This window comes from Vandammella animalimorsus (assembly GCF_002288875.1).
GTDB classification, from domain to species: domain Bacteria; phylum Pseudomonadota; class Gammaproteobacteria; order Burkholderiales; family Burkholderiaceae_C; genus Lampropedia; species Lampropedia animalimorsus.
In genome coordinates, this window is record NZ_NTBH01000009.1 from 97,902 (window position 1) to 119,987 (window position 22,086).

Here is a 22,086-nt window from a genome sequence, read left to right on the forward strand (position 1 = left end):
CAGCCCTCCTCACAGGCGCATGCCGCGCGGGCCGCTGGGGCGCATGGCCGCCGAGGGCCCGGAAGCATCGGCCACCACCACGCGCTCGCCCTCTTGCAGACCGGCGGTAATCTCGGCCGTGATCTGGTTGTTCAGACCGACCTGCACGCGACGCGGGCTGCTCTTGCCATCGGCGCCGACCACGCGCACCGTGTGGCTGCCATCGGCCGCGCGCGCGCCCAGCGCCGCAGCCGGCACGGTCAGCACGTCCTGCACTGCCGCCTGCACGATGTAAACCTGCGCCGTCATGGCAATGCGCAGGCGATGCTCAGGGTTGGGCACGTCGAACAGGCCGTTGTAGTAGATGGCCGCCGTCGTGCTCGCATTGCTGGCGCTGGCAGCGGCGCTGGCGCTGCTGATCGACTCGGGCGCGGGCTCGACGGTGCGCAGCGTGGCCTCATAGCGGCGGTCAGGCTCGCCCAGGATGGTGAAGTACACCTGCTGACCAGGCTGCACGCGCGTGACGTCGGCCTCGGAAATCTCGGCCTTGATGGTCATGGTGTCCAGCTGCGCAAGCACGACGATGGTCGGCGCCGACTGGTTGGCGTTGACGGTCTGGCCCTCCTTGGTGACGATGGCCACAACCTGGCCGTCCATGGGCGCGACGATGCGGGTGTAGCCCAGGTTCAGGCGTGCGGTGTCGGCGCTGATCTCGGCCTGGGCCACGCGCGCCTTTTGCGATTCGATGTTGGCCTGCGCCACCTTGTAGGCCAGCTCGGCGGCCTCCAGGTCGGCGTGCGAATTGGCATCGGCCGCACGCAGGCGGCGCTGGCGCTCATAGGTGGACTTGGTCTGCGCCAGCGTGGCGCGCTGCGCGGCCAGGTCGGCGCGCGCCGTGGTCAGGGCCGCCTCGGCATTGCGCAAGGCGTTTTGCTGCGTCAGCGAGTCGATCTCGGCAATCAACTCACCGGCCTTGACGTTCTGCCCCAGCTGCACCGCCAGGTGCTTGACCTGGCCCGAGACCTGCGCGCCCACGTTTACCTGCTGCAAGGCTTCGAGCTTGCCCGAGGCCAGCACCGTCTGCTCGATGCTGCCGCGCGCCACCGGCGCGGTGACGTACTCCGGGGTGGCACTGGCCGCCAGCCGCTGCTGGCGCACGACATAGCCAAGCCCCGCCAGCAGCAGCAATATCAGCAGCCACAGCCACCAACGCCTGTTCTTTTTTTGCATGGTCGTGGTTTCAATCGTGGCAGCGGCAGCCATGCAGGCGCGGCCGCCGCTGTGTTCTTGGAAGTTGTTCGAGTTTTTGCTGCCAACCTGCACAGCGGCGCCATTGTGGCGCGCCCACGGCGCACGGCATTTGAGCGCCGGGTAAACCGCAGGTAAAGCGCCTGGCCGGCGCGGGCAGTCCGAGGCGGCGCGGGGATTTTCCAGATAGGCCCTAACCCCAATACCGCCCTCGGTCAAAGCGCCGCACCATGCCGCGCGCCATTACCATGGCGCAGGCGCGCCGAGTTGGCGCGCGCGCCCGAAGATCAAGGCCAGTGCAGCCTTTTCCATCAACGATTTCTGGAGACCACCGCCATGTCCCTGTACCACCACATCATGGTGCCCATCGACGGCACGGACACATCGCTGTGCGCCATAGCCCACGCCAAGGCCATCGCCAAGGCCTTTGGCAGCACGGTGCTGGTGCTGTACGTGGTGGACCCTTACCCGTTCACTGGCATCGGCACGGATCTGGCCTATGGCCAGGCGCAGTACGTGGCCGAATCCAGCGAGCAAGGCCAGCAGGCCTTGCAGCAGGCGCGCGCCGAGCTCGAGGCCGAAGGCCTGGCCGTGCAAACCCTGTCGCTGGAAGGCTCGATCGTGCAAAACACGATTTCTGATGTTGTGAAGGAGCGCGGCATCTCGCTGATCATCATGGCCTCGCACGGGCGCTCCGGGCTGGAGAAGTTCCTGCTGGGCAGCACCACCGACCGCGTGCTCGGCTCGGTGCAAGTACCGGTGATGGTGGTGCGAAAAGCCGCCGATGAGGCCGCCGCCCCAGCCAGCGAGGCTGCGCCAGTGCCCATGCCGCCTTGTTAGAGCGTGTTATGCACTTTTCGCCCCCCGCGAGCGCGCAAAGTGCACAACCACACGCTCTGCTCAACCCGGCAACCGCGCCGGGGCGTTGAGCGGGCTTTCAAGGCCATCCCTTTCAAGGTCTGGACGCGCTGCCCAAATTCCAGGCAACCCAGCCCCCGTCATAGCGCCATCCCAAAACCGCCGACACCTTGTCCACAGCCTTATCCCCGGCCGATGGGGATGACTTCGGGCTATCCATGATCAGGCGCAAGCCCCAGGCGCAGCCGCCGGGCTTTGAACAGGCGCTCAGTGCCCGCGGCCCAACAGGCGCTTGACGCCCATCACCACGGCCACGATCAGCAAGCCGGCCACCAAGCCCACCAGGCCATTGCCCAGGGTGTTGACCCACAGGCTTTCGGGGTTGCCCGTCCACTGCTGCGCCAAATGCTCGATGGCGTGGTGCACAGATTCCAGGCCATGCACGAGGATGCCGCCACCGACCAGGAACATCGCCGCCATGCCGACGACGGACAGGGTTTTCATCAGCCAAGGAGCAGCCCAGAGAATGGCCTTGCCCAGGCCCTGGCGCCAAGCCTGACGCTGGCTGGCCAGCCACAGCCCCAGGTCATCGAGCTTGACGATGCCCGCCACCAGCCCATAGACCAGCACCGTCATGGCCAGCGCCAGCACCGACAACACCATGGCCTGCTCGGCAAAGGCCCGGCCTTCAACCACGCCCAGCACGATGGCAACGATCTCGGCCGAGAGAATGAAATCCGTGCGGATTGCGCCCTTGATCTTGGCTGCTTCGTCCAACGTCGGCTCAGCCTGGCCATGGTCATGCGCATCGGCGTCGCGGTGCAGCCAGCGGTGCAGGATTTTCTCCGCACCCTCGAAACACAGAAAAGCGCCGCCCAGCATCAGCAGCGGCGTAATCAACTGCGGCAAAAAGGCGCTGATGAGCAGCGCCGCCGGCACCAGGATCAGCTTGTTGATCAGCGAGCCCTTGGCCACGGCCCAGACCACTGGCAACTCGCGCTCGGAGGCCACGCCCGTGACCTGCTGTGCATTCAAGGCCAGATCATCGCCAAGCACCCCAGCGGACTTCTGCGCCGCCACCTTGGTCAGCACGGCCACATCATCGGCCATGGCTGCGCCCTTGCGCGCCGCCACCTTGGTCATCACAGCCACGTCGTCCAGCACCGTAGCGATGTCGTCGAGCAAGGCCAACAATCCCGCAAACGCCATGAACACACCCTTTCATTGAAAATCGTCGCCAGCCCCTGCCGGGGCAGCGTGAAAAACCCGCTATGGTAGCGGTTTGACTTGGAGAGAGCGCATGGGCAACCGATTGAGCACCATCACCACCCGCACCGGCGACGACGGCAGCACCGGCCTGGGCGACAACACGCGCCTGTCCAAGGCCAGCGCGCGCATCCATGCCATTGGCGAGGTGGACGAGCTCAACTCCCACATCGGCCTGCTGCTGTGCGAGGACTTGCCCGACGACGTGCGCCAGCTGCTGCAGGCCGTGCAGCACCAGCTGTTCAATCTGGGCGGTGAGCTGTCCATGCCGGGCTACCAGCTGCTGCAGGACGAGGCGCTGGCCGCGCTGGATGCGGCCTTGCCGCAGTACAACGCCCAGCTGCCGCGCCTGAAGGAATTCATCCTGCCAGCAGGCAGCCGCGCTGCCGCCCAGGCCCATGTATGCCGCACCGTGGCGCGCCGCGCCGAACGCGCCGTGGTGGCGCTAGAAGCAGGTGGCGAGACGCTCAACCCCGGGCCGCGGCGCTATCTGAACCGGCTGTCCGATCTGCTGTTCGTGCTGGCTCGCCACCTCAACCACAACCATGGCGCGGGCGAGGTGTATTGGCAAAGCCAGCGCCTGCAGCAGCAATCCTGAAGCAAGGTCTGCACGAAATCGCAGCGCCAGGCGCTGCGATGCCAAGCTCAGCGATTCAGGATCGCCATGGTCAGGCGTGAGATGCAGGCCATCCTGCCCGCCTCATCGACAATCTCGATGTGCCAGACGTGGGTGCTGCGGCCAATGTGGATGGGCCGCGCCGTGCCCATCACCCAGCCCGAGGTGACAGCGCGCAGGTGGTTGGCATTGATCTCCAGCCCTACCACGTTGCAGCCTTCGGGCGAAGCGTAGTAGGCCGCCTGCGAGCCCAGTGTTTCGGCCAGCACCACGCTGCAGCCGCCATGCAGCAGGCCAAAGGGCTGCTTGGTGCGCTCGTCCACGGGCATACGCGCCTGGATGAAGTCATCGCCCAACGCCAGCACCTCGATGCCCAGATGGGACACGGCGGTGTTGGCAGCGGATTGATTGAGCAACTCGACGGAGACAGGCTTTTTCCAGATTGACATGGCACAGGGTCAGGGCAGGCAGAAAACGGGGCGATTCTAGGGCCTGTGATGCGCCTTGCGCCGCGCGCAGCCGCCGCCCGCCTGACCGCCTGACCGCCCCCCGTGCGCTTTCAGGGCACTGGCCTCATTGCTGCGTGACGAAGCCCTGATCGCTCAGCTTCATCTGCTCGGCATCGAAGCCAAAGCTTTTCAGCGCCTGGCGCGCATCGTCGGTCACGGCCTGGACGGAGTAGCCCTGCGCGCCCTGCTTGGCCTGCTCATAGCCGTGCTGGGCCAGGGTGGCAAACCAGTACAGCGCCTCGGCCACACGCTGTTTTTGCGCATCGTTCATGCTCTGGATGTCGGCCACGCTTGCCATGCGCTGCTGGATTTGCCGGTGCACGGCGGCGTTTTGCGCATCCGTGGTGTTGGCGCCCTGCACGATGCCGTAGTGCACCATCAGCCAGGTGGTCAGCGCAGTGCCCAGGTCGTGCATGGCGTAGCCCTGCTTTTTCAGCTCGGGCTCCAACAAAGCCACCAGGTCGATCTTGCCAAAAGCATCGCGCAACGCCTGCTCGCCCTGCGCATCCAGTGCGCCACGGCTCTTGCCCACGTTCACCAAATGGCCGATGACCTCATCGCGCACCTGCGCACTCAATGCCGGCGTGTAGGTGTAGCCAGCGTTGCTGGCCGATGCCGCCGATTTGTCCGAAGCCGGCGGGGGCGTAGACGACGAGAGCGCGCCGCCCACGGCGCGCAAGGCGTCCTGAGCAGCGGCGTCGAAGACGCCCGCAAAACTCCAGCTGGCGGCGGGCTGGGCCAGCCCTACAGCCAGCGCCAAAGCGCCCAGGGCGCGGCGTTTGTTGGCCCAGAAAGAGCGCGCCTGAACGGCCAGGCGCCCCCACATCGTGCATTGGATCGGCATCAATCAATCTCCCTTGGTGCGGCATGGCGTTGCAATGGTTTTCCCGAGGCTGCTGCAGCCATGCCATGGCGCCCCCGGCCCCCGTAAACCGGGGCCTGCGCAGTATAGGGATGGCCTCCCATGCTGCCAGCGCGGGCCATGCTTCCAAATGCAACGCAGCCAAGGCCACCCGGCCGCGCCCTACCCCCCATGAGCGGCTCATGGGCTGCCCCTGGCATACACACAGGCGCAGCCGCGACGCAACAAGGGGGCTCTGCCATGCCAGGGGTTGCTGAGGTTTGGTTTGCGAAGCGGTTTTTCCGAGGCAAAAGCCGCAGATGCAAGGCGAAAAAACGCTCAAGGCGGCGCCTTGCGCGCATTTGCAACGCAGCAGTTGCGAAGGTTTCGACCGAAAACTCCGCCGCAACGCCCCATCTCAACACGCCCCTGGCCCACAACGCCCTGGCATCCGCACTGCGCCAATGACTGACCAGCAGGCGCGCAACATTTGCTTTCACTTGAACGCTTGAGCGCCCGCTGCCATGGCCACAAAAAAAGAGCACGGCGCGCATGGACGCCGTGCTCCTGTTGTCGGGCTCAGAGGCCTTTGTTCCGTGTGTCCGGTCAGTCTTTCAAGCCAGCGGCGGCGCGCAGGGCTTGGGCCTTGTCGGTGGCCTCCCAGGTGAACTCCGGCTCGTCGCGGCCGAAGTGGCCGTAGGCGGCGGTTTTTTCGTAGATGGGGCGGCGCAGGTCGAGCATTTCGATGATGCCGCGCGGGCGCAGGTCGAAGTGCTCTTGCACGAGCTGGGCGATTTGCTCGTCCGGGATCACGCCCGTGCCTTCGGTGTAGACCGTGACGTTGATGGGCTTGGCCACGCCAATGGCGTAGGAGACTTGGATTTGCGCCTGGCGCGCCAGCCCGGCGGCGACGATGTTCTTGGCCACGTAGCGCGCGGCGTAGGCGGCGGAGCGGTCCACCTTGGTGGGGTCCTTGCCGCTGAAAGCGCCGCCGCCGTGCGGGCAGGCGCCGCCGTAGGTGTCGACGATGATCTTGCGGCCCGTCAGCCCGCAATCGCCCTGCGGCCCGCCGATGACGAAGCGGCCCGTGGGGTTGACCAGGTATTTCGTGTCCTTGAGCCATTCCTTGGGCAGCACGGGCTTGATGATTTCCTCGATCACGGCCTCGATGAAGCTGTCCTTGAGCTTGGTGGCCGTCTCGCTCTGGTCGGGGCTGTGCTGGGTGGAGAGCACCACGGTGTCGATGCTGTGGGGCTTGCCGTCCACATAGCGCATGGTCACCTGGCTTTTGGCGTCGGGGCGCAAAAAGGGCAGGCGGCCATCGCGGCGCAGCTGGCTTTGGCGCTCGACCAGGCGGTGCGCGTAGTAGATGGGCGCGGGCATCAGCTCGGGCGTTTCGTCGCAGGCGTAGCCAAACATCAGGCCCTGGTCGCCCGCGCCGATGTTGAGCTCGTCGTCGCTGGCCTTGTCCACGCCCTGGGCGATTTCCTGGCTTTGCTTGTCGTAGGCCACCAGCACGGCGCAGCCTTTGTAGTCGATGCCGTACTCGGTGTTGTCGTAGCCGATGCGCTTGATGGTGTCGCGCGCGATCTGGATGTAATCGACGCTGGCGCCGGAGGTGATTTCACCGGCCAGCACGACCAGGCCGGTGTTGGTCAGCGTCTCGGCGGCCACGCGGCTCATGGGGTCCTGAGCGAGCAGCGCATCTAAAATAGCGTCCGAAATCTGGTCGGCGACCTTATCGGGATGGCCTTCAGAGACCGATTCCGAAGTAAACAAAAATTCGTTGGCCATAAAAAAACTCCTTTGCTTGGCAGTGGCTTGGGTAGGCGTTTGCCTGAAACCACCCTCAAGAAAGGAGCCCGGGCGAACGCTTTAGCAGCATTGTTTTCAGTCGCCCTGCAAGTTGCTCTTTAACTCAGCGACCGATCCCGCAAGGGGATCCAAGCAGGCGATTGTAGCCCCGTCTTTCATGTTCTTTCTCCTGCGCACGCTCTCCTGGCTGCCCGCCCGCCTTTTGCAGGCCCTGGGCTGGCTGCTGGGCTGGCTGGTTTTTCTGGCCTCGCCGACGTATCGGCGGCGTTTCATCGACAACGCCGCGCAGGCCGGCTACCGCTTCGCCCAGGTGCGCGCCGCAGTCGGCCATGCCGGGCGCATGGTGGCCGAGCTGCCCAAGGTCTGGCACGGCCCACCTGTGCCCGTGGCCCTCGACGAACAGGCCCAGCGCCTGCTCGACGAGATCTGGCCCATGCCGCAAGGCGTGCTGTTCATCACCCCACACATGGGCTGTTTCGAGCTGTCCTCACAGACCGTGGCGCAATACTGGGCGCAGCGCTGGGGCACGGCGCGCGGGCCGCTGACGGTGTTGTACCGCCCGGCGCGCAAGGCCTTTCTGGCCCGCATGTTGCAAACCGTGCGCAACCGCCACGGCCAGCAGGCCGTGCCCACAGACATGAGTGGCGTGCGCGCGCTGCTGCGCTGCCTGCGCCAGGGCGGCGCCGTCGGCCTGCTGCCCGATCAGGTGCCGCCCTGGGGCATGGGCGAGTGGGCCGATGTATTCGGCAAGCCAGCCTACACCATGACTATGGCCGCACGCCTGATCCAGCAAACGCGGCCCATTGTCGTCATCGCGCGCTGCGAGCGCCTGCCTTGGGGCGCAGGCTACCGCCTGTACCTGGAGCAGCTGGATTTGGACGCCAGCGCCAGCCAGGCCGCGCTGGTGCAGCAGATCAACCGTGCCGTCGAGGCACAGATCCGCGCCTGCCCCGATCAATACATGTGGGGCTATGCCCGCTACAAGGCCCCACGCGGCATGCCCGCCGATGCCGTGCAGCCCCAATCGCTGGAGGATCTGCAAGCATGAGTGCCTGCCCATCTCGCCAGGGGCTGTGCTGATGCGCTGGCTCCATGCCTTGAGCGGCCATGCCGTCATCGCCTTGATGCACGCGCTCTCGCGCCTGCCCCTGCCGGTGCTGCGCGCCATGGGCCATGGCCTGGGCCGCGTGCTGTACTGGCTGGCCAGGCCGCGCCGCCGGGTGACGCTGATCAATCTGCGGCTGTGCTTTCCCGAGCAGAGCGAGGCCACCCGGCGCCAGTGGGCCAAGGAATGCTTTGTGTACTTCTGCCAGACCTGGCTGGATCGCAGCTGGCTGTGGCTGGCCCCGCCAGAGCGGCTGCGCCAGCGCATCCGGCTCGTGGGCGCCGTGCACGAGCTGGACGACCCGCGCCCGCTGATTTTGCTGGCGCCGCACTTTTATGGGCTGGATGCGGCGGGCGTGGCCGTCGCACTGGGCAGCACCCGGCTGGCCGCCAGCATCTACACCAAGCAACCCAATCCCGTGCTCGATGCCTGGATCAAGCAGCGCCGCGCCCGCTTTGGCCAGGTGTTGCTGCTCAACCGCGCGCAAGGGTTGCGCCCCATCGTGCAAACCCTGCGCCAGGGCGGCGCGCTGTTTCTGCTGCCGGACATGAATTTCGGCCCGCGCGAATCCATTTTTGTGCCCTTTTTCGGCGTGCCTGCGGCCACCGTGGCCTCACTGTCGCGCTTTGCCCGCATTGGGCAATCGCGCGTCGTACCGCTGCTGGCGCGCGTCACCCCCGGCGGCTATGAGATCGAGATGCTGCCGCATTGGCAAGACTTCCCGACCGATGACGCCGTGGCCGACACCGTGCGCATGAACCGCGAGGTCGAGGCCTGGATATGCACCATGCCTTCGCAGTACTTCTGGGTGCACAAGCGCTTCAAGTCCAGACCGCCGGGCGAGCCGCCGATCTACTGAAGAATGGGAGCGCGGCAAGCCATGCAGGCCCTGCAACAGAACCTGGCCTCAAGGGTTGCCCGCGAAATGGTCGAACGACGCCGCCGCCAAAGCCAGGGGATGGCCTTGGCCGTCAAGCACCTGCAGCGCCGGCCCCGCTTCAGGGCGCGGCGTGATCTCACCGATGCGCTGCACGCCCATGCCCAGCTCCTGCCCCAGCTCGCTCAGGTAAGAGCGAAAACCCGGATGGGCAGTGAACAACAGCTCATAGTCATCGCCGCCGGCCAGCGCGAACGCAATCCTTTGTGCCTCAGACCAGTCGGCCAGCTCCGGCGCGGCCCACAGCCTGGGCGCCGTCTCCAGCAGGCTTGCGCCACGGATGCAGGCGCCAACCCCCGAAGCCGCCAACAGGTGCTGCACATCGCCGTGCAGGCCGTCGCTCAAGTCCATCGCGCTGCTGGCCACGCCACGCAAATGCCGCGCCAGCTCCAGCCGCGGGCTGGGGGCCTCCAGCCGCTGCAGCAAATGTGCCCGCAGCGCCGCATTGCCACACTGCCAATGGCCCTGCAACAGTTGCAGGGCGGCGCGCGCCTCGCCAATCGCGCCGCTGACATACACATCGTGCCCAGCGCGCGCGCCGCTGCGCAGCAAGGCCTGCCCTGGTGGCACCTGGCCAAAGGCGGTGATGGTGATGGACAGTGGCCCGCGCGTGGTATCGCCACCCACCAGCGGGCAATCGCACTGCTGCGCCAAGGCCAGCAGGCCCTGCGCAAATGCCTGCAGCCAGGCCTCGTCCACAGCCGGCAAGGTCAGCGCCAGCGTAAAGCCCAACGGCGTGGCCGCACAGGCGGCCAGGTCGCTCAGGTTCACGGCCAGGGCCTTGTGCCCCAGCCGCCTGGCATCGGTGTCGGCAAAAAAATGCCGCCCAGCCACCAACGTATCGCTGGACACCAGCAGCTGCGCCCCCTCCGCCGGCTGCAACAATGCGCAATCATCGCCAATGCCGGCCAGCACAGCCGGCGTATGCAGGGCCTGCGCCGGCTGCCGGAAATAGCGCGCAATCAGGTCGAATTCGCCCATGGCCGCCCCCGCCTGCACGGCCCGCGTCAATGCAGCAAGCGCGACTGGCCCGCCGGTGCCATGATCACCAAATCCTTGGCCACCGCGCCAGCTGGCGAGCCGGCATCGAGCACGAACTCGGCAATCGGGCACTCGAACACCTGGCCTTGCTCGTCCACGCACAGATAGTGGCCGCGCATGCTGCCCTTGGGCGTTGCCAGCTGACACATGCTGGTGTACTCGAAAGACTGGCCCGGCTCCAGAAACGGTTGGCCCCCGACCACGCCCAGGCCGCGCACCTGCTCAACGTGGCCATGCCCATTGCGAATCCACCAATGACGGGCAATCAACTGCCCAGCGCGCTCGCCATGGTTGTGAATCCGAATCGTGTAGGCGAAGCGGTAAACGGCCTGCGCCGGATCGGACTCGCGCGGCAAATACTCGCAGCGCACCTGAACGTCAAAAAAGTTTTCCTGCATGGGCCGCGATGGTAGCGCCTTGGCGCCAAAACGCACCCCCCTGCGCCAATGGCCCTGGCCAGAGCGCAGTCGCAATCTTTGCGACAATCGGCACATGAATTGCACCGCCAGCCCCACCCACCGCATTGCCCCCTCCATCCTCTCGGCCGACTTTGCCCGCCTGGGCGAGGAAGTGCGCAACGTCATCGCCGCTGGCGCCGACTGGATCCACTTCGACGTAATGGACAACCACTACGTGCCCAACCTCACCTTCGGCCCAATGATCTGCCAGGCGCTGCGCCCGCACGCCAAGCAGGCCGACGGCACGCCCGTGCCCATCGACGTGCACTTGATGGTCGCCCCGGTCGATGCGCTGGCCGCCGAGTTCGCCGCCGCCGGCGCCGACTACATCAGCTTCCACCCCGAGGCCAGCGAGCACGTGCACCGCAGCATCCAGGCCATCCGCGCCAAGGGCTGCAAAGCCGGGCTGGTGTTCAACCCGGCCACGCCGCTGGACGTGCTCGACTGGGTCATCGACGATCTGGACCTGATCCTCATCATGAGCGTCAACCCCGGCTTTGGCGGCCAGAGCTTCATCGACTCGGCCCTGCGCAAGCTCGAACAGGCGCGCAAGCGCATCGACGCCTGCGGCAAAGACATCCGTCTGGAGATCGACGGCGGCGTCAAGCCCGAGAACATCCGCCGCATCGCCGATGCCGGCGCCGACACCTTCGTGGCCGGCAGCGCCATCTTCAACGCCCCCAGCTATGCGGACGTGATCGCACGCATGCGCCAGGCCCTGGCCTGAAAGCCGCCGCCGCCGCAGAATTCCTCTGCTAGAATCGCCCGCTTGCACCGCATGCAACCAGTTCCAGGAGAGGTGGCAGAGTGGTCGAATGTACCTGACTCGAAATCAGGCGTAGGTGCAAGCCTACCGAGGGTTCGAATCCCTCCCTCTCCGCCAGGACACGCGATCGCCTGTGATCGCTAGACGCCGCCAGACGCCGTTCTGGCGGTGTTTTTCTTTTGGTGGCGCGCATTTTTTTCAGCCAGACTCAAATTCCATCGCGAGTGGCACGAAGCAAATGCACGTCGATCACTTCAATCGAGGCCCGGCGACGCTTGATGCATCCGCGCAATTGCAGCTCGCGCAGCGACTGGTTCACCGTCTGCCGAGACAACGCCAGCATCAGCCCAAGCTGCTCCTGTGAGACCTCCAGCACGCGTTTGCTCCGATCCGTCCAAGTGCCATAGCCGTCCGCCATCAGCAACAAGCGACCTGCCACGCGCTGGGTAGGACGCAAGAGCGACAATTCTTCGACTGCTGCGAACGTGATGCGCAGCTTTTGCGTCAGGAGCTGCCCCATTTCCCGCCAGTGTTGTGGTCGTTCGGCGAGCTCTGCCAGCAAGGCGGCCTGCGGCACGCGCAGGAGTTCGCAATCCTCCTGCGCCCAAGCATCGTGGGTGCGTGGTGCGCCGTCGAATACCGCAATCTCGCCAAACCACTGAGGCGGCTGCAGCATCGCCAAAAGTGCCTCCTGACCTGACACCGAAGTAGCGGTCACGCGAACCACCCCGCTCAACACGCAATAAAGGCCGTCCGGAACCTCGCCGCGCGCGAACAGGCGCTGTCCTGCCGAGATGGACACAGGCTCTGCCCTGGACAGCAGCGCGTCGGCGAACGTCGCAGGGAGCCCAGCGAACCAAGCGCCTGATGCGGCCACCCGCTGCCAAGTATCGCGGCAAGACATGAATTGCAGCCCTTTCTGCAAGGAGGCGTCGCTTATGTCGCCCGCCCGACAGACGGCATTTTGCGCCAACGCAAAAAATACACGCCTCATCACTGGAGTTCCTATGAAAACCCTGGAAGACCAACTGGCGAATTATGCGGCTTACCATCGCGACCCCCGCAATATCGCCACGCACTTCATCGGCATTCCGATGATCGTGCTGGCCATCACGGTGCTGCTGTCGCGACCGGCCTTCACAGCGTCCGGCCTGGTGGCATCGCCCGCAGTGTTCGCGGCGATCGCCGCGTCGGCGTACTACCTCAGGCTCAGTCTTGGTCTGGGGCTCGTGATGACGGCGCTGCTCGCCCTGTGCGTCTGGCTCGGTGCGTGGGCGGCGCAATTGTCCACAGCGACCTGGCTGGCCCTGGGCATCGGCGGCTTCGTCGTGGGCTGGATATTCCAGTTCGTCGGCCATTTCTGGGAGGGCCGCAAACCTGCCTTTGTCGATGACCTCATAGGTCTGATCATCGGACCGCTGTTCGTGGTGGTCGAGGCTCTGTTCGCGGCGGGACTCCTGCAGGGCCTGCAGCGAGAGGTTGAAACACGATCCGGGCCGGTGCGCCATCATGGCGTGCGATAGGCACGCCTGACCTCTCATCATTCCAATGACAGCGCGCAACACGCACACTGCACCGAAAAGACTCAGCCTGCGCGCCCAGGCCTTAAAGATCTTGCTCCGACTCATGCGTAGGAAAAAGATATGGGCCAGCGTGGCGGGCATGGAGGAGGGGATTCGGCAGGCCCGGCAAGAGGGGCCAGCTAGGCCAGGCTCATCCTTGCTGCGCCACGCCGAGCTGCGAACGGAGATCATCGCCGGCAGCGAGGTCTATACCCTGGTACCGCGCGATGGCGTGAGCGCACAGACCATCCTCTACATCCATGGCGGCGGCTACATCCGCCCCATCACCAAGTACCACTGGGAGTTCCTGACGTGGTTGCTCCAGGCCCAACAGGCCACCATCGTCGTCCCCCTATATCCCCTGGCGCCGGAGAGCACCTGCCAGGCGACGGTGCGGGCCGTCCGCAGCGCCCATGACCTTGCAGTGCAGCGCCATGAACGCTTTGACGCCTTCATCGGCGATTCTGCGGGCGCAGGGCTCTGCCTCGCCTTGTGCCAAGACCTGCGAAACTCAGCGCTCGAACTACCACGGCGCATGGTTCTGATCAGCCCGTTCGTCGATGTAACCCTGAGCAATCCCGCGATCATCGAGACCGATAAGCGCGATCTGATGCTGGGGCCCGCAGGGGCAAGAGAGGCCGGGCGTCTCTACGCGGGCGAGTTGCCGCTCGATCACCCCATGGTAAGCCCCGTCTATGCGGATCTGCGCGGCTTTCCCACTATGCAGGTCTTCGTGGCGTCAGACGACATCGCCGGTCACGACGCCTTGATTTTGGCGGAAAGGGCCCGTGAGGCAGCCGTGGAGACCGAGGTCCATATCGGCTCTGGCCTAATGCACGTCTGGCCCATCCTGCCGATCCCGGAGGCCAGCATCAGCCGTGCGGCCATGAGCGAGTTCTTGCAGAAAGACCACTTGTAGACTGTCTCGTCCTTAGTTGTAGGGGTTGTTGAGATTTGGTTTGCGAAGCGGTTTTTCGAGGCAAAAGCCGCAGATGTCAGGCGCAAACGCGCTCAAGGTTGAACACCTTGCAAGCGTTTTCAACGCTGTAGCTGCGGGGCTTTGACCGAAAAGCGCCGCAATACTAAATCTCCACGATCCCTAGTTTCTCGGCCCCCCTGACGTACCCCGGCTTGGGGTCGAAAACTGCCTGTGTGGTTGGGGAGGATCAAACCCTCGAGACCTCAGCAAAAAGCGATGCTTCTTGACCTTAGCAGCTTGGTGATGGTGACAGGCGGCCTGCCCAGGCTTGCCCCGACGGGGGCGCTCAGGCCGCAGTCTGTGCCAACTCCTGGGTGGTGCGCACGAATTCCTGCAGCTTGCGCTGGGCGTTGCCGCTGTCGATGGCCTGGCGGGCCAGGTCGATGCCCTGGGCGATGTCGCTGGCCACGTTGGCGGCATACAGCGCTGCGGCGGTGTTGAGCAGCACGATGTCGCGCGTCGGGCCGCTTTGGCCTTGCAGCACGTCGCACAGCATGCGCTGCGATTGTTCGGGGGTGTCGGCGCGCAGGGCGCGGGTGCTGGCCATGGACAGGCCGAAGTCCTCGGGGTGGATTTCGTATTCGCGCACCTGACCGTCCTTGAGCTCGCCGACCATGGTGGCCGCGCCCAGGCTGATTTCGTCCAGGCCGTCCTTGCCGTAGACGACCAGTGCGTGCTCGGCGCCCAGGCGCTGCAGCGTGCGCACCTGGATGCCCACCAGATCGGCGTGGAACACGCCCATCAGGATGTTGGGCGCGCCAGCCGGATTGGTCAGCGGCCCGAGGATGTTGAAGATGCTGCGCACGCCCATTTCCCGCCGGATCTGGGCCACGTTCTTCATGGCCGGGTGGTGGTTGGGGGCGAACATGAAGCCGATGCCGGTGCGCTCGATCGAGGCGGCGATTTGCGCCGGGCTGAGCTGGATGTTGGCGCCCAGGGCTTCCATCACGTCGGCGCTGCCGCTTTTGCTGGAGACGCTGCGCCCGCCGTGCTTGCTGATCTTGGCGCCGGCGGCGGCGGCCACGAACAGGCTGCAGGTGGAGATGTTGAAGGTGTGCGCCCCATCGCCGCCAGTGCCCACGATGTCCACCAGGTGCCGGGTGTCCTTGACCTGCACCTTGAGCGAGAGCTCGCGCATGACGGAGGCCGCGGCCGTGATCTCGCCAATGGTTTCCTTCTTCACGCGCAGGCCGGTGATGATGGCCGCCGTCATCAGCGGCGAGATCTCGCCCTGCATGATCAGCCGCATCAGGTGCAGCATTTCGTCGTGAAAGATCTCACGGTGCTCGATCGTGCGTTGCAGGGCTTCCTGGGGCGTGATGGGCATGGCTGGGCCTCTGAGACAAAGGCGGCAAATATACACCTGCCCATGGCCGTGGCCCGATGGGCGCGAATGAACCAAAATGCGGCACTTGCTATCGAAGGCCGCCATGAACAGCACCTCCCCCCGCGCGCAGGCGCGCAGCGCCATTTCTCCTCTTCCCGCCGGCAGCGCGCCGGCTGCCCGGCAGCGCCAGCGGCCCGGCCAGGCCGCACGGGCCTTGTTCCTGGCCCCATGCCTGGCCGTGTGCCTGGCGGCGCTGGGCGGCCTGCCCGCCAGCGATGCCAACGCGCAGGCGCTGCCATCGCTGGGCGAGGCCGATGGCTTCAGCGTCGGTGACGAGCGCCGCATCGGCGACCAGATCGCGCGCCAGCTCTACCGCGACCCGGACTACATCGACGACCCCGTGCTGCAGGAATATGTGCAGGACATCTGGCTGGCCCTGATGCAGGCCGCACGCAAGAAAGGCGCGCTGGACGATGCGCTGGGCGAGCAGTTTGCCTGGCGCGTGCTGCTGGGCAAGGATCGCAGCGTCAACGCCTTTGCCCTTCCCGGCGGCTACTTTGGCCTGCACCTGGGGCTGATCAATGCCGTGGACAGCCGCGACGAGCTGGCCTCGGTCATGGCGCATGAGCTCTCGCACGTCTCGCAGCGCCATATTGCGCGCCTGCACGCGCAGAACGCCCGGCAAACGCCGCTGCTGATTGCCAGCATGGTGCTGGGAGCCCTGGCGGCCAGCAAGAATCCGGACGCAGCCCAGGCCGTGGTGGCAGGCGGCCAGGCGCTGGCCATGCAAAACAGCCTGAGTTTCAGCCGCTCGATGGAGCAGGAGGCCGACCGCATCGGCCTGGGCCTGATGGCCCCGGCCGGCTTTGACCCGGCGGGCTTCATCGGCATGTTCGACAAGCTCAGCCAGGCCAACCGCTTCAATGACAACGGCGCCTACCCTTATCTGCGCACCCACCCGCTGACCTCGCAGCGCCAGTCCGACCTGCAGGCGCGCCTGCCGCAAAGCCAGCCACGCCACGCCCGACCAGCCACGAGCATGGCCCATGCCATGGTGGTGGCGCGCTCGCGTGTGCTGTCGCTGGGCAAGGTGGACTTTCTGCGCTCGGCCGTGCAGAGCGCCCAGCCCCTGGCGCGCGCCACTTCGCCCCAGCACAGCCCGGACGAAGCGGGCGCCGCCGCTGCAGACGCGGGGCGGCTGTACGCCGGCGCGCTGGCCGCTGCGCAGCTGCGCGATGCCGATCAGGCCAAGGCCCTGGCCGATGCGCTGTCCGCACGCAGTGCGGGCGATGCCGCCGCGCACCGGCTGGCGCAGCTGCTACAGCTGGAGCTGGCGCTGAGCCTGCGCGATGCCGCCTGGGCGCGCACGGCCCTGGCGGGCATCGACAGCCGGCAGCGCAAGCGCCCAGAACTGTTTTTGCGAACTGCCTATTGGGCAGGGGCCGAGCAGGTCGGCGCAGCGGCTGAGCCCAGCGCTGCACAGGCCCGCGCCGAGCTGGCCGGGCAATGGCAGGGCTGGCTGCAAGAGCACCCGGACGATGCCGGCGCATGGCAGCAGCTCGCACGCATTTGGACAGCGCAACAGCAACCCCTGCGCGCCATCCGCGCCGAGGCCGAGGCCCAGGCCGCGCGGCTGGATTACCCCGCCGCCATCGACCGCCTCAAGGCCGGGCAGCACATGGTGCGCCAGCTGGGCGCCCAGGCCGACCACGTCGATGCTTCCATCCTGCAAAGCCGCCTGGCGGCCATCGAGCAACTGCACAAGGCCTCGGAAGAAGCGCTCAAGCGGCTCAAGTGAGCGCGGCGGCGGCCCAGCGCAGGCAGGCTGCGGGCCGCTGTGGGCAAGTCCAGTTCCAGTATGATCGCCCGCCGCAGGCGCCATGGTTGCAGTGTCATCCAGGCGCAGCTGCCAGCCCCCCAGATCAACGGGCGCCGCCATGTCGCAAGACCTGAATGCCATCTGCCTCATCATTCCCGCCTACAACCCCGACACCAAGCTGTTGGGGTTGATTGATGCCTTGCGGGCCATAGGTTTTGGGCACATCGTGGTGGTCAACGATGGCTCAGGGCCGCAGAGCCAGGCCGTGTTCGCGCAGTTGGGCGCGCCGGTGCAGCTGCTGGTGCATCCAGCCAACCGGGGCAAGGGCGCAGCGCTCAAGACCGCATTCGCACACGTGGCGCAATCGCACGCCCAAAGTCGGGGGGGCGCCGCCTGCCGCTACGTCATCACGCTCGATGCCGATGGCCAGCACCTGCCCGAGGATGTGCTGCGCATGGCCCAGGTCGCGCTGGCGCAAGAGCAGGCCACCGTGCTGCTGGGCGCGCGCACCATGCCGCCGCACGCGCCGCTGCGCAGCCGTGTCGGCAACGCCTTGACGCGCTGGGTGTTCGGCAAGCTGGCCGGGCAACGGATTTCAGACACGCAAACGGGCCTGCGCTGCTTTCCCATCGGCTTGCTCGCGCAACTGCAGCAACTGCAGGGCGAGCGCTATGAATACGAAATGCACATGCTGGCCCACCTGGTCAAGCAGCAGGTGCCGCTGCGCGAGCTGCCCATTGCGGCCGTGTATATCGAGGACAACGCCAGCTCGCACTTCAACCCGCTGACCGACTCGCTGCGCATTTACTGGGTGCTGCTCAAGGATTTGCTGCTCGGGGCCTGCTCCTTCGCGCTGGATGTGCTGTTGTTCATGCTGCTGCTGCGGCTGAGCCAGCAGGTGTTTTTCTCGGTGGTCGTGGCGCGCATCCTCTCGGCGCTGTTCAACTTTGCGGGCAACCGCTTTTTCGTGTTCCGGGGCCAGCATGTGCAGCCGCTGCTGCCGCAGCTGATGGCCTATGCGGCCCTGGCCATCGCGCTGATGCTGGCCTCGGCCAGCCTGGTGCACTGGCTGGTGCACGGCTGGCAGCTGCCCCCGCTGCCGGCCAAGCTGGGGGTGGATGCGCTGCTGTATGCCATCTCCTTCACGCTGCGGCGCAGCTGGCTGTTTCGCGTGCAGCGCAGCGAGCCTTAGCGGGCCATAACCCCTGCCATCGACATTCCCAAACCCCACCTGCCATGGCCCGCGACAAGACCCTCTACACCTGCAACCAGTGCGGCGGCACCAGCGCCCGCTGGATGGGCCGCTGCCCGGCCTGCAATGCCTGGAACAGCCTGCAGGAAACGGCCGCCCCCGCCGCGCCGCGCGCCGAGAGCAAGAACCGCCTCTCGGCCGCGGCGCACTACGCCGGCACAGCCGCCGTGCAGCCCATCACGCCCCTGTCGCAGATCGAGGCGCAGGAGGTGGCGCGCACACCCAGCGGCATCGGCGAGCTCGACCGGGTGCTGGGCGGCGGCGTGGTCGAGGGCTCGGTGGTGCTCATCGGCGGTGACCCGGGCATCGGCAAGTCCACTTTGCTGCTGCAGGCGCTGGATCGGCTGCAGCGCCAGGGCCTGCCGACGCTGTACGTCAGCGGCGAGGAAAGCGGCGCGCAGGTGGCGCTGCGCGCGCGGCGCCTGGGCCTGCCCGACAGCCAAGTGCCCATCCTGACCGAAATCCAGCTGGAGAACATTCTGGCCTCGATCCAGGCGCACCAGCCGGCCGTGGCCGTGATCGACTCCATCCAGACCGTGTACTCCGACCAGCTCAGCTCTGCGCCCGGCTCGGTGGCGCAGGTGCGCGAATGCGCCGCACACCTCACGCGACTGGCAAAAAGCACTGGCATCGCCGTGGTGCTGGTTGGCCACGTCACCAAGGAAGGCACGATCGCCGGGCCGCGCGTGCTGGAGCACATGGTCGATACCGTGCTGTACTTCGAGGGCGACACGCACAGCAGCTTTCGCATGGTGCGGGCCATCAAGAACCGCTTTGGCGCTGTCAACGAAATCGGCGTGTTCGCCATGACCGAGACGGGCCTGAAGGGCGTATCCAACCCCAGCGCGATCTTTCTGAGCCAGCACAGCGAGCCCGTACCCGGCAGCTGCGTGCTGGTCACGCTGGAGGGCTCGCGCCCGCTGCTGGTGGAAATCCAGGCCCTGGTGGACACCGCCGGCCCCAGCGCGCGGCGCCTGTCAGTGGGGCTGGACCGCGAGCGCCTGGCCATGCTGCTGGCCGTGCTGCACCGCCATGCTGGCGTGGCCACCTACGACCAGGACGTGTTCGTCAACGCCGTGGGCGGCGTGCGCATCACCGAGCCGGCCGCCGACCTTGCCGTGCTGCTGGCACTGCACTCCTCACTGCGCTCGCAGCCACTGCCCAAGGGCTTTTTCGCCTTTGGCGAGGTTGGCCTGGCTGGCGAGGTGCGACCGGCCGCGCGCGGTCAGGAGCGCCTGCGCGAAGCGGCCAAGCTGGGCTTTGACGTGGCCATCGTGCCCAAGGCCAACGCGCCCAAAAAGCCCATCGCCGGCCTGCAGGTGCATGCTGTCGACCGCATCGAGCAGGCGCTGGATTGCATCCGGCGCTGACCCCGGTGGTGCAAACAGGGCATATTGGCCCAGGCTGCGGCAAAACGGCATAGGGCATCTCCCAGTGCCCAAAGGCAGGGCTCGGCCTAGCATCGGCCTTGTTCCATGCGCTGCGTGGAATGAAGGGCCTGTGCGCACATGGCAGCGCCATGCCGCCACAGGGTGACAGCACATTCGCTGAAGGAGGAGAAACCCATGTTCAAAAAGCTTTCCATCCTGGCCGCCATCTGGTTCTGGCTGGTCAGCGCAGCCACCGCCGCGGTGGATGTCAACAAGGCCGATGCCCAAGAGCTGACTCAGATCAAGGGCATCGGCGCGGCCACGGCCGAGCGCATCATCGAAGAGCGCGCCAAGGGCCAGTTCAAGGACTGGGACGACTTCATTGCCCGCGTCAAGGGCGTTGGCGCAGCCAAGGCGCAAAGCCTCTCCGAAGGCGGCCTGACCATTGGCGGCGCGGGCTACGCCCCGGCGGCAGCGCCCAAGCCCAAGGGCAAGGCGGCGTCAGAGCCCCAAGCCAGCACAGCGCCAGCGGCCAAGCCTGCAGCAGCCACGGCCGCGCCCTCCTCGCCCAACCAGAACAAGAAATGACCCTGCGGGCCTGACCGGCTGGCTCAGCCATCCCCGCCGCGCCAAGCAAACCCATGGCGCTGCGGGGATTTTTGCCGTGCTGGCGCACGAAGTCGGCGCCCGAACAGGGCGCACACGGCAGACCCTGCCTTACGGCACAATCGCGCCTTTTCCGCATGGCCTTCGCACTGCCTTCATGACCCAGCCCGACACCGCCCCGCCCAGCGCCGCCGCTGGCGACGACACGCCCCGCCCCGACACCAACGGTGCCGCCGCACCGCCGGCGCACTTCAAGCGCATCCGCAGCTTTGTGCTGCGCGCCGGGCGCACCACCGTGGCGCAGCAAAAAGCCATCGACGCGCTGGGCGCGCGCTATGTGCTGCCCTACCAGCCCCAGGCGCTGGACTTCGCCCAGGCGTTTGGCCGCCATGCACCCGTGGTCATGGAAATCGGCTTTGGCATGGGCGATGCCACGGCCAGCATTGCCCAGGCTCGGCCCGAGGAGAATTTTCTGTGCTGCGAGGTGCACACCCCTGGCGTGGGCGCACTGCTCAAGCGCATGCAAGACGGCGGCATCGACAACATCCGTATCGTGCAGCACGACGCCGTGGAGGTGCTGCAGCACATGGTGCCGCCCGCCAGCCTGGCCGGGGTGCACATCTTCTTTCCGGACCCGTGGCACAAGAAGCGCCACCACAAGCGCCGCCTGATCCAGCCTGATTTCGTGGCCTCTCTGGTGCCGCACCTGGCCCCTGGCGGCTACATCCACTGCGCCACCGACTGGGAGGAATACGCCCACCAGATGCGCGATGTGCTGCAGGCCCATGCCGAGCTGGTCAATCTGGGCCAGTTGCCCGAAGGCTTTGCCCAGCGCCCCTGGTACCGCCCGGTGACCAAGTTCGAGCAGCGCGGCCTGCGTCTGGGCCACGGCGTCTGGGATGTGCTGTTCCAGCGCCCCAGGTCAGGGCAGGCTTGACTGCCGTGCGCTCAGGCGGCCCGCGCTGGGCCGCGCATCACCAAACGTCTTCGTTGTACTGGTCATAAATGACCACGCCCGGATAGTTCTCGCGCACGAACTCGCCAATGTTGATGATCTCGTCGGTAAAGCGGCGATCCGGGTCATCGCCAAAGCCGATGGCCAGCTCCTTGTTGTAGGACAGGAAGTTCTCGGGCAAGGCGGTTTTCTTCTTCAGGATTTTTTGCAGCCTGCTCAGGCTGAGCGTCATATCCTCTTGCGCTCTGATATTGAAGCGCACCCGCCAGCCGTCCTTTTCCAGAATGACCCGCGTGATGGCCGGGAACTCCAGTGTTTCTGTGAAAACCCTGTACTCCTTGATCCACGGGAATCTCTGCTTGAGATCGTCCATGAGCGAATCGTTGTCAACGCTGCCTGTTGGGTCGTACAAAAGGGCGAACAGATTGAACATGGTGCACTTTCAGAGCTTCAGCCATTGAGCCAGTGACATCGGGCAGGCGACCGCCATGTGCGTGGCCTGCACGAGGCTGGCATTGTCCAGAATCCGGGCAAGGCCTGCAACACCTTGATGCGCACCCCGGCCCCAGGATGGCAGACCACACAACGCAAACCGCCCGCCATGACGGGCCGGGCATCGGCACAATCATGGCGGGCGGCAAGGCCAGGGCCCTAGGCTGAATCGACATTCACCCCACCCACAAGGGAATCGATGCGAGGTAGAGGAAGGCCAGGAAGTGGGAGGGCTTGCGGTCGAAGCGAGTGGCGATGCGGCGGAACTGTTTGAGCCTGGCAAAG

General features: G+C 66.1%; 22 protein-coding genes and 1 tRNA gene. 13 read left to right on the plus strand and 10 right to left on the minus strand.

The features are described from left to right. Positions 1-9: 9 nt before the first annotated feature. On the minus strand, positions 10-1,209 hold the full coding sequence (locus tag CLI93_RS12485; protein WP_095541846.1) for an efflux RND transporter periplasmic adaptor subunit: 1,200 nt from the start codon (positions 1,207-1,209) through the stop codon (positions 10-12). Between the two features lie 360 nt (positions 1,210-1,569). Between CLI93_RS12485 and CLI93_RS12490 the strand changes: the two genes are divergently transcribed. Next, entirely contained in the window at positions 1,570-2,067 is a 498-nt protein-coding gene (locus CLI93_RS12490) for a universal stress protein (protein ID WP_095541845.1), read from the plus strand. Positions 2,068-2,352: 285 nt separating this feature from the next. Here CLI93_RS12490 and CLI93_RS12495 read toward each other — a convergent pair whose 3' ends face one another. Beyond that, on the minus strand, positions 2,353-3,294 hold the full coding sequence (locus tag CLI93_RS12495) for a DUF808 domain-containing protein (protein WP_095541673.1): 942 nt from the start codon (positions 3,292-3,294) through the stop codon (positions 2,353-2,355). 91 nt (positions 3,295-3,385) lie between these two features. On the opposite strand from CLI93_RS12495, the gene CLI93_RS12500 reads away from it, so the two are divergent. After that, positions 3,386-3,949 (plus strand): cob(I)yrinic acid a,c-diamide adenosyltransferase, encoded by a 564-nt coding sequence (locus CLI93_RS12500; RefSeq protein ID WP_095541672.1) that lies wholly within the window; start codon positions 3,386-3,388, stop codon positions 3,947-3,949. Positions 3,950-3,996: 47 nt separating this feature from the next. On the opposite strand, the gene CLI93_RS12505 is transcribed toward CLI93_RS12500, so the two are convergent. The 3 genes from CLI93_RS12505 to metK form a co-directional block, all read right to left on the minus strand. Then, entirely contained in the window at positions 3,997-4,416 is a 420-nt protein-coding gene (locus CLI93_RS12505) for a hotdog fold thioesterase (protein WP_095541671.1), read from the minus strand. A gap of 124 nt (positions 4,417-4,540) precedes the next feature. Continuing rightward, positions 4,541-5,320 carry a DUF6683 family protein gene (locus CLI93_RS12510; RefSeq protein WP_143326335.1) on the minus strand — a complete coding sequence of 260 codons (780 nt, stop codon included), beginning with the start codon at positions 5,318-5,320 and terminating at the stop codon, positions 4,541-4,543. A gap of 603 nt (positions 5,321-5,923) precedes the next feature. Then, positions 5,924-7,111, minus strand: coding sequence for a methionine adenosyltransferase (gene metK, locus CLI93_RS12515; protein WP_095541668.1), 1,188 nt, complete (start codon positions 7,109-7,111; stop codon positions 5,924-5,926). A gap of 178 nt (positions 7,112-7,289) precedes the next feature. On the opposite strand from metK, the gene CLI93_RS12520 reads away from it, so the two are divergent. Next, positions 7,290-8,180 carry a lysophospholipid acyltransferase family protein gene (locus tag CLI93_RS12520; RefSeq protein WP_095541667.1) on the plus strand — a complete coding sequence of 297 codons (891 nt, stop codon included), beginning with the start codon at positions 7,290-7,292 and terminating at the stop codon, positions 8,178-8,180. A gap of 31 nt (positions 8,181-8,211) precedes the next feature. Beyond that, positions 8,212-9,096, plus strand: coding sequence for a lysophospholipid acyltransferase family protein (locus tag CLI93_RS12525; RefSeq protein ID WP_172424222.1), 885 nt, complete (start codon positions 8,212-8,214; stop codon positions 9,094-9,096). A gap of 48 nt (positions 9,097-9,144) precedes the next feature. Here the strand turns inward: CLI93_RS12525 and thiL are convergent, their stop codons facing one another. Then, the gene (thiL, locus tag CLI93_RS12530) at positions 9,145-10,155 is read right to left on the minus strand and encodes a thiamine-phosphate kinase (RefSeq protein WP_095541843.1); all 1,011 of its coding nucleotides are present in this window, start codon (positions 10,153-10,155) and stop codon (positions 9,145-9,147) included. 26 nt (positions 10,156-10,181) lie between these two features. Continuing rightward, positions 10,182-10,613, minus strand: coding sequence for a Co2+/Mg2+ efflux protein ApaG (gene apaG, locus CLI93_RS12535; protein WP_095541666.1), 432 nt, complete (start codon positions 10,611-10,613; stop codon positions 10,182-10,184). A gap of 94 nt (positions 10,614-10,707) precedes the next feature. Here apaG and rpe point away from each other — a divergent pair, with 94 nt between their 5' ends. After that, positions 10,708-11,400, plus strand: a complete 693-nt coding sequence (gene rpe, locus CLI93_RS12540) for a ribulose-phosphate 3-epimerase (protein ID WP_095541665.1) — start codon at positions 10,708-10,710, stop codon at positions 11,398-11,400. Positions 11,401-11,466: 66 nt separating this feature from the next. After that, positions 11,467-11,556 (plus strand) — tRNA-Ser (locus tag CLI93_RS12545). Between the two features lie 91 nt (positions 11,557-11,647). Here the strand turns inward: CLI93_RS12545 and CLI93_RS12550 are convergent. Further along, on the minus strand, positions 11,648-12,433 hold the full coding sequence (locus CLI93_RS12550) for a Crp/Fnr family transcriptional regulator (RefSeq protein WP_238945732.1): 786 nt from the start codon (positions 12,431-12,433) through the stop codon (positions 11,648-11,650). Between the two features lie 13 nt (positions 12,434-12,446). Here CLI93_RS12550 and CLI93_RS12555 point away from each other — a divergent pair, with 13 nt between their 5' ends. Further along, complete coding sequence (locus tag CLI93_RS12555) at positions 12,447-12,962, plus strand: Mpo1 family 2-hydroxy fatty acid dioxygenase (protein WP_095995963.1); 516 nt, start codon at positions 12,447-12,449, stop codon at positions 12,960-12,962. Positions 12,963-13,158: 196 nt separating this feature from the next. Next, positions 13,159-13,920 carry an alpha/beta hydrolase gene (locus tag CLI93_RS12560; RefSeq protein WP_172424221.1) on the plus strand — a complete coding sequence of 254 codons (762 nt, stop codon included), beginning with the start codon at positions 13,159-13,161 and terminating at the stop codon, positions 13,918-13,920. 346 nt (positions 13,921-14,266) lie between these two features. Here the strand turns inward: CLI93_RS12560 and trpD are convergent, their stop codons facing one another. After that, positions 14,267-15,307: an anthranilate phosphoribosyltransferase gene (gene trpD, locus CLI93_RS12565; protein ID WP_095995964.1), complete on the minus strand. Its 1,041-nt coding sequence runs from the start codon at positions 15,305-15,307 to the stop codon at positions 14,267-14,269. 103 nt (positions 15,308-15,410) lie between these two features. Between trpD and CLI93_RS12570 the strand changes: the two genes are divergently transcribed. The 5 genes from CLI93_RS12570 (at position 15,411) to trmB (ending at position 21,291) form a co-directional block, all read left to right on the plus strand. Then, the gene (locus tag CLI93_RS12570) at positions 15,411-17,105 is read left to right on the plus strand and encodes a M48 family metalloprotease (RefSeq protein WP_095995965.1); all 1,695 of its coding nucleotides are present in this window, start codon (positions 15,411-15,413) and stop codon (positions 17,103-17,105) included. A 139-nt stretch (positions 17,106-17,244) separates the two neighbouring features. Continuing rightward, positions 17,245-18,318: a glycosyltransferase gene (locus CLI93_RS12575; RefSeq protein ID WP_172425553.1), complete on the plus strand. Its 1,074-nt coding sequence runs from the start codon at positions 17,245-17,247 to the stop codon at positions 18,316-18,318. Positions 18,319-18,362: 44 nt separating this feature from the next. After that, a complete protein-coding gene (gene radA, locus CLI93_RS12580) occupies positions 18,363-19,748 on the plus strand; it encodes a DNA repair protein RadA (protein WP_095541659.1) in 1,386 nt (461 codons plus the stop codon). Positions 19,749-19,943: 195 nt separating this feature from the next. After that, positions 19,944-20,336, plus strand: coding sequence for a ComEA family DNA-binding protein (locus tag CLI93_RS12585; RefSeq protein ID WP_095995967.1), 393 nt, complete (start codon positions 19,944-19,946; stop codon positions 20,334-20,336). Positions 20,337-20,511: 175 nt separating this feature from the next. Further along, positions 20,512-21,291 carry a tRNA (guanosine(46)-N7)-methyltransferase TrmB gene (trmB, locus tag CLI93_RS12590; RefSeq protein WP_095995968.1) on the plus strand — a complete coding sequence of 260 codons (780 nt, stop codon included), beginning with the start codon at positions 20,512-20,514 and terminating at the stop codon, positions 21,289-21,291. A gap of 37 nt (positions 21,292-21,328) precedes the next feature. On the opposite strand, the gene CLI93_RS12595 is transcribed toward trmB, so the two are convergent. Continuing rightward, positions 21,329-21,742: a hypothetical protein gene (locus CLI93_RS12595; protein WP_095549280.1), complete on the minus strand. Its 414-nt coding sequence runs from the start codon at positions 21,740-21,742 to the stop codon at positions 21,329-21,331. Positions 21,743-22,086: the final 344 nt, after the last annotated feature.

Bases quoted from the DNA above. Each gene is read 5' to 3' on its own strand.
- CLI93_RS12585 (WP_095995967.1), top strand. From the start codon at position 19,944: ATGTTCAAAAAGCTTTCCATCCTGGCCGCCATCTGGTTCTGGCTGGTC.
- trmB (WP_095995968.1), top strand. From the start codon at position 20,512: ATGACCCAGCCCGACACCGCCCCGCCCAGCGCCGCCGCTGGCGACGAC.
- trpD (WP_095995964.1), bottom strand. From the start codon at position 15,307: ATGCCCATCACGCCCCAGGAAGCCCTGCAACGCACGATCGAGCACCGT.
- thiL (WP_095541843.1), bottom strand. From the start codon at position 10,155: ATGGGCGAATTCGACCTGATTGCGCGCTATTTCCGGCAGCCGGCGCAG.
- CLI93_RS12520 (WP_095541667.1), top strand. From the start codon at position 7,290: ATGTTCTTTCTCCTGCGCACGCTCTCCTGGCTGCCCGCCCGCCTTTTG.
- CLI93_RS12510 (WP_143326335.1), bottom strand. From the start codon at position 5,320: ATGCCGATCCAATGCACGATGTGGGGGCGCCTGGCCGTTCAGGCGCGC.
- CLI93_RS12550 (WP_238945732.1), bottom strand. From the start codon at position 12,433: ATGAGGCGTGTATTTTTTGCGTTGGCGCAAAATGCCGTCTGTCGGGCG.
- metK (WP_095541668.1), bottom strand. From the start codon at position 7,111: ATGGCCAACGAATTTTTGTTTACTTCGGAATCGGTCTCTGAAGGCCAT.
- CLI93_RS12595 (WP_095549280.1), bottom strand. From the start codon at position 21,742: ATGTTCAATCTGTTCGCCCTTTTGTACGACCCAACAGGCAGCGTTGAC.
- CLI93_RS12525 (WP_172424222.1), top strand. From the start codon at position 8,212: ATGCGCTGGCTCCATGCCTTGAGCGGCCATGCCGTCATCGCCTTGATG.
- CLI93_RS12500 (WP_095541672.1), top strand. From the start codon at position 3,386: ATGGGCAACCGATTGAGCACCATCACCACCCGCACCGGCGACGACGGC.
- CLI93_RS12505 (WP_095541671.1), bottom strand. From the start codon at position 4,416: ATGTCAATCTGGAAAAAGCCTGTCTCCGTCGAGTTGCTCAATCAATCC.
- apaG (WP_095541666.1), bottom strand. From the start codon at position 10,613: ATGCAGGAAAACTTTTTTGACGTTCAGGTGCGCTGCGAGTATTTGCCG.
- radA (WP_095541659.1), top strand. From the start codon at position 18,363: ATGGCCCGCGACAAGACCCTCTACACCTGCAACCAGTGCGGCGGCACC.
- CLI93_RS12570 (WP_095995965.1), top strand. From the start codon at position 15,411: ATGAACAGCACCTCCCCCCGCGCGCAGGCGCGCAGCGCCATTTCTCCT.
- CLI93_RS12485 (WP_095541846.1), bottom strand. From the start codon at position 1,209: ATGCAAAAAAAGAACAGGCGTTGGTGGCTGTGGCTGCTGATATTGCTG.
- CLI93_RS12495 (WP_095541673.1), bottom strand. From the start codon at position 3,294: ATGGCGTTTGCGGGATTGTTGGCCTTGCTCGACGACATCGCTACGGTG.
- CLI93_RS12555 (WP_095995963.1), top strand. From the start codon at position 12,447: ATGAAAACCCTGGAAGACCAACTGGCGAATTATGCGGCTTACCATCGC.
- CLI93_RS12575 (WP_172425553.1), top strand. From the start codon at position 17,245: ATGTCGCAAGACCTGAATGCCATCTGCCTCATCATTCCCGCCTACAAC.
- rpe (WP_095541665.1), top strand. From the start codon at position 10,708: ATGAATTGCACCGCCAGCCCCACCCACCGCATTGCCCCCTCCATCCTC.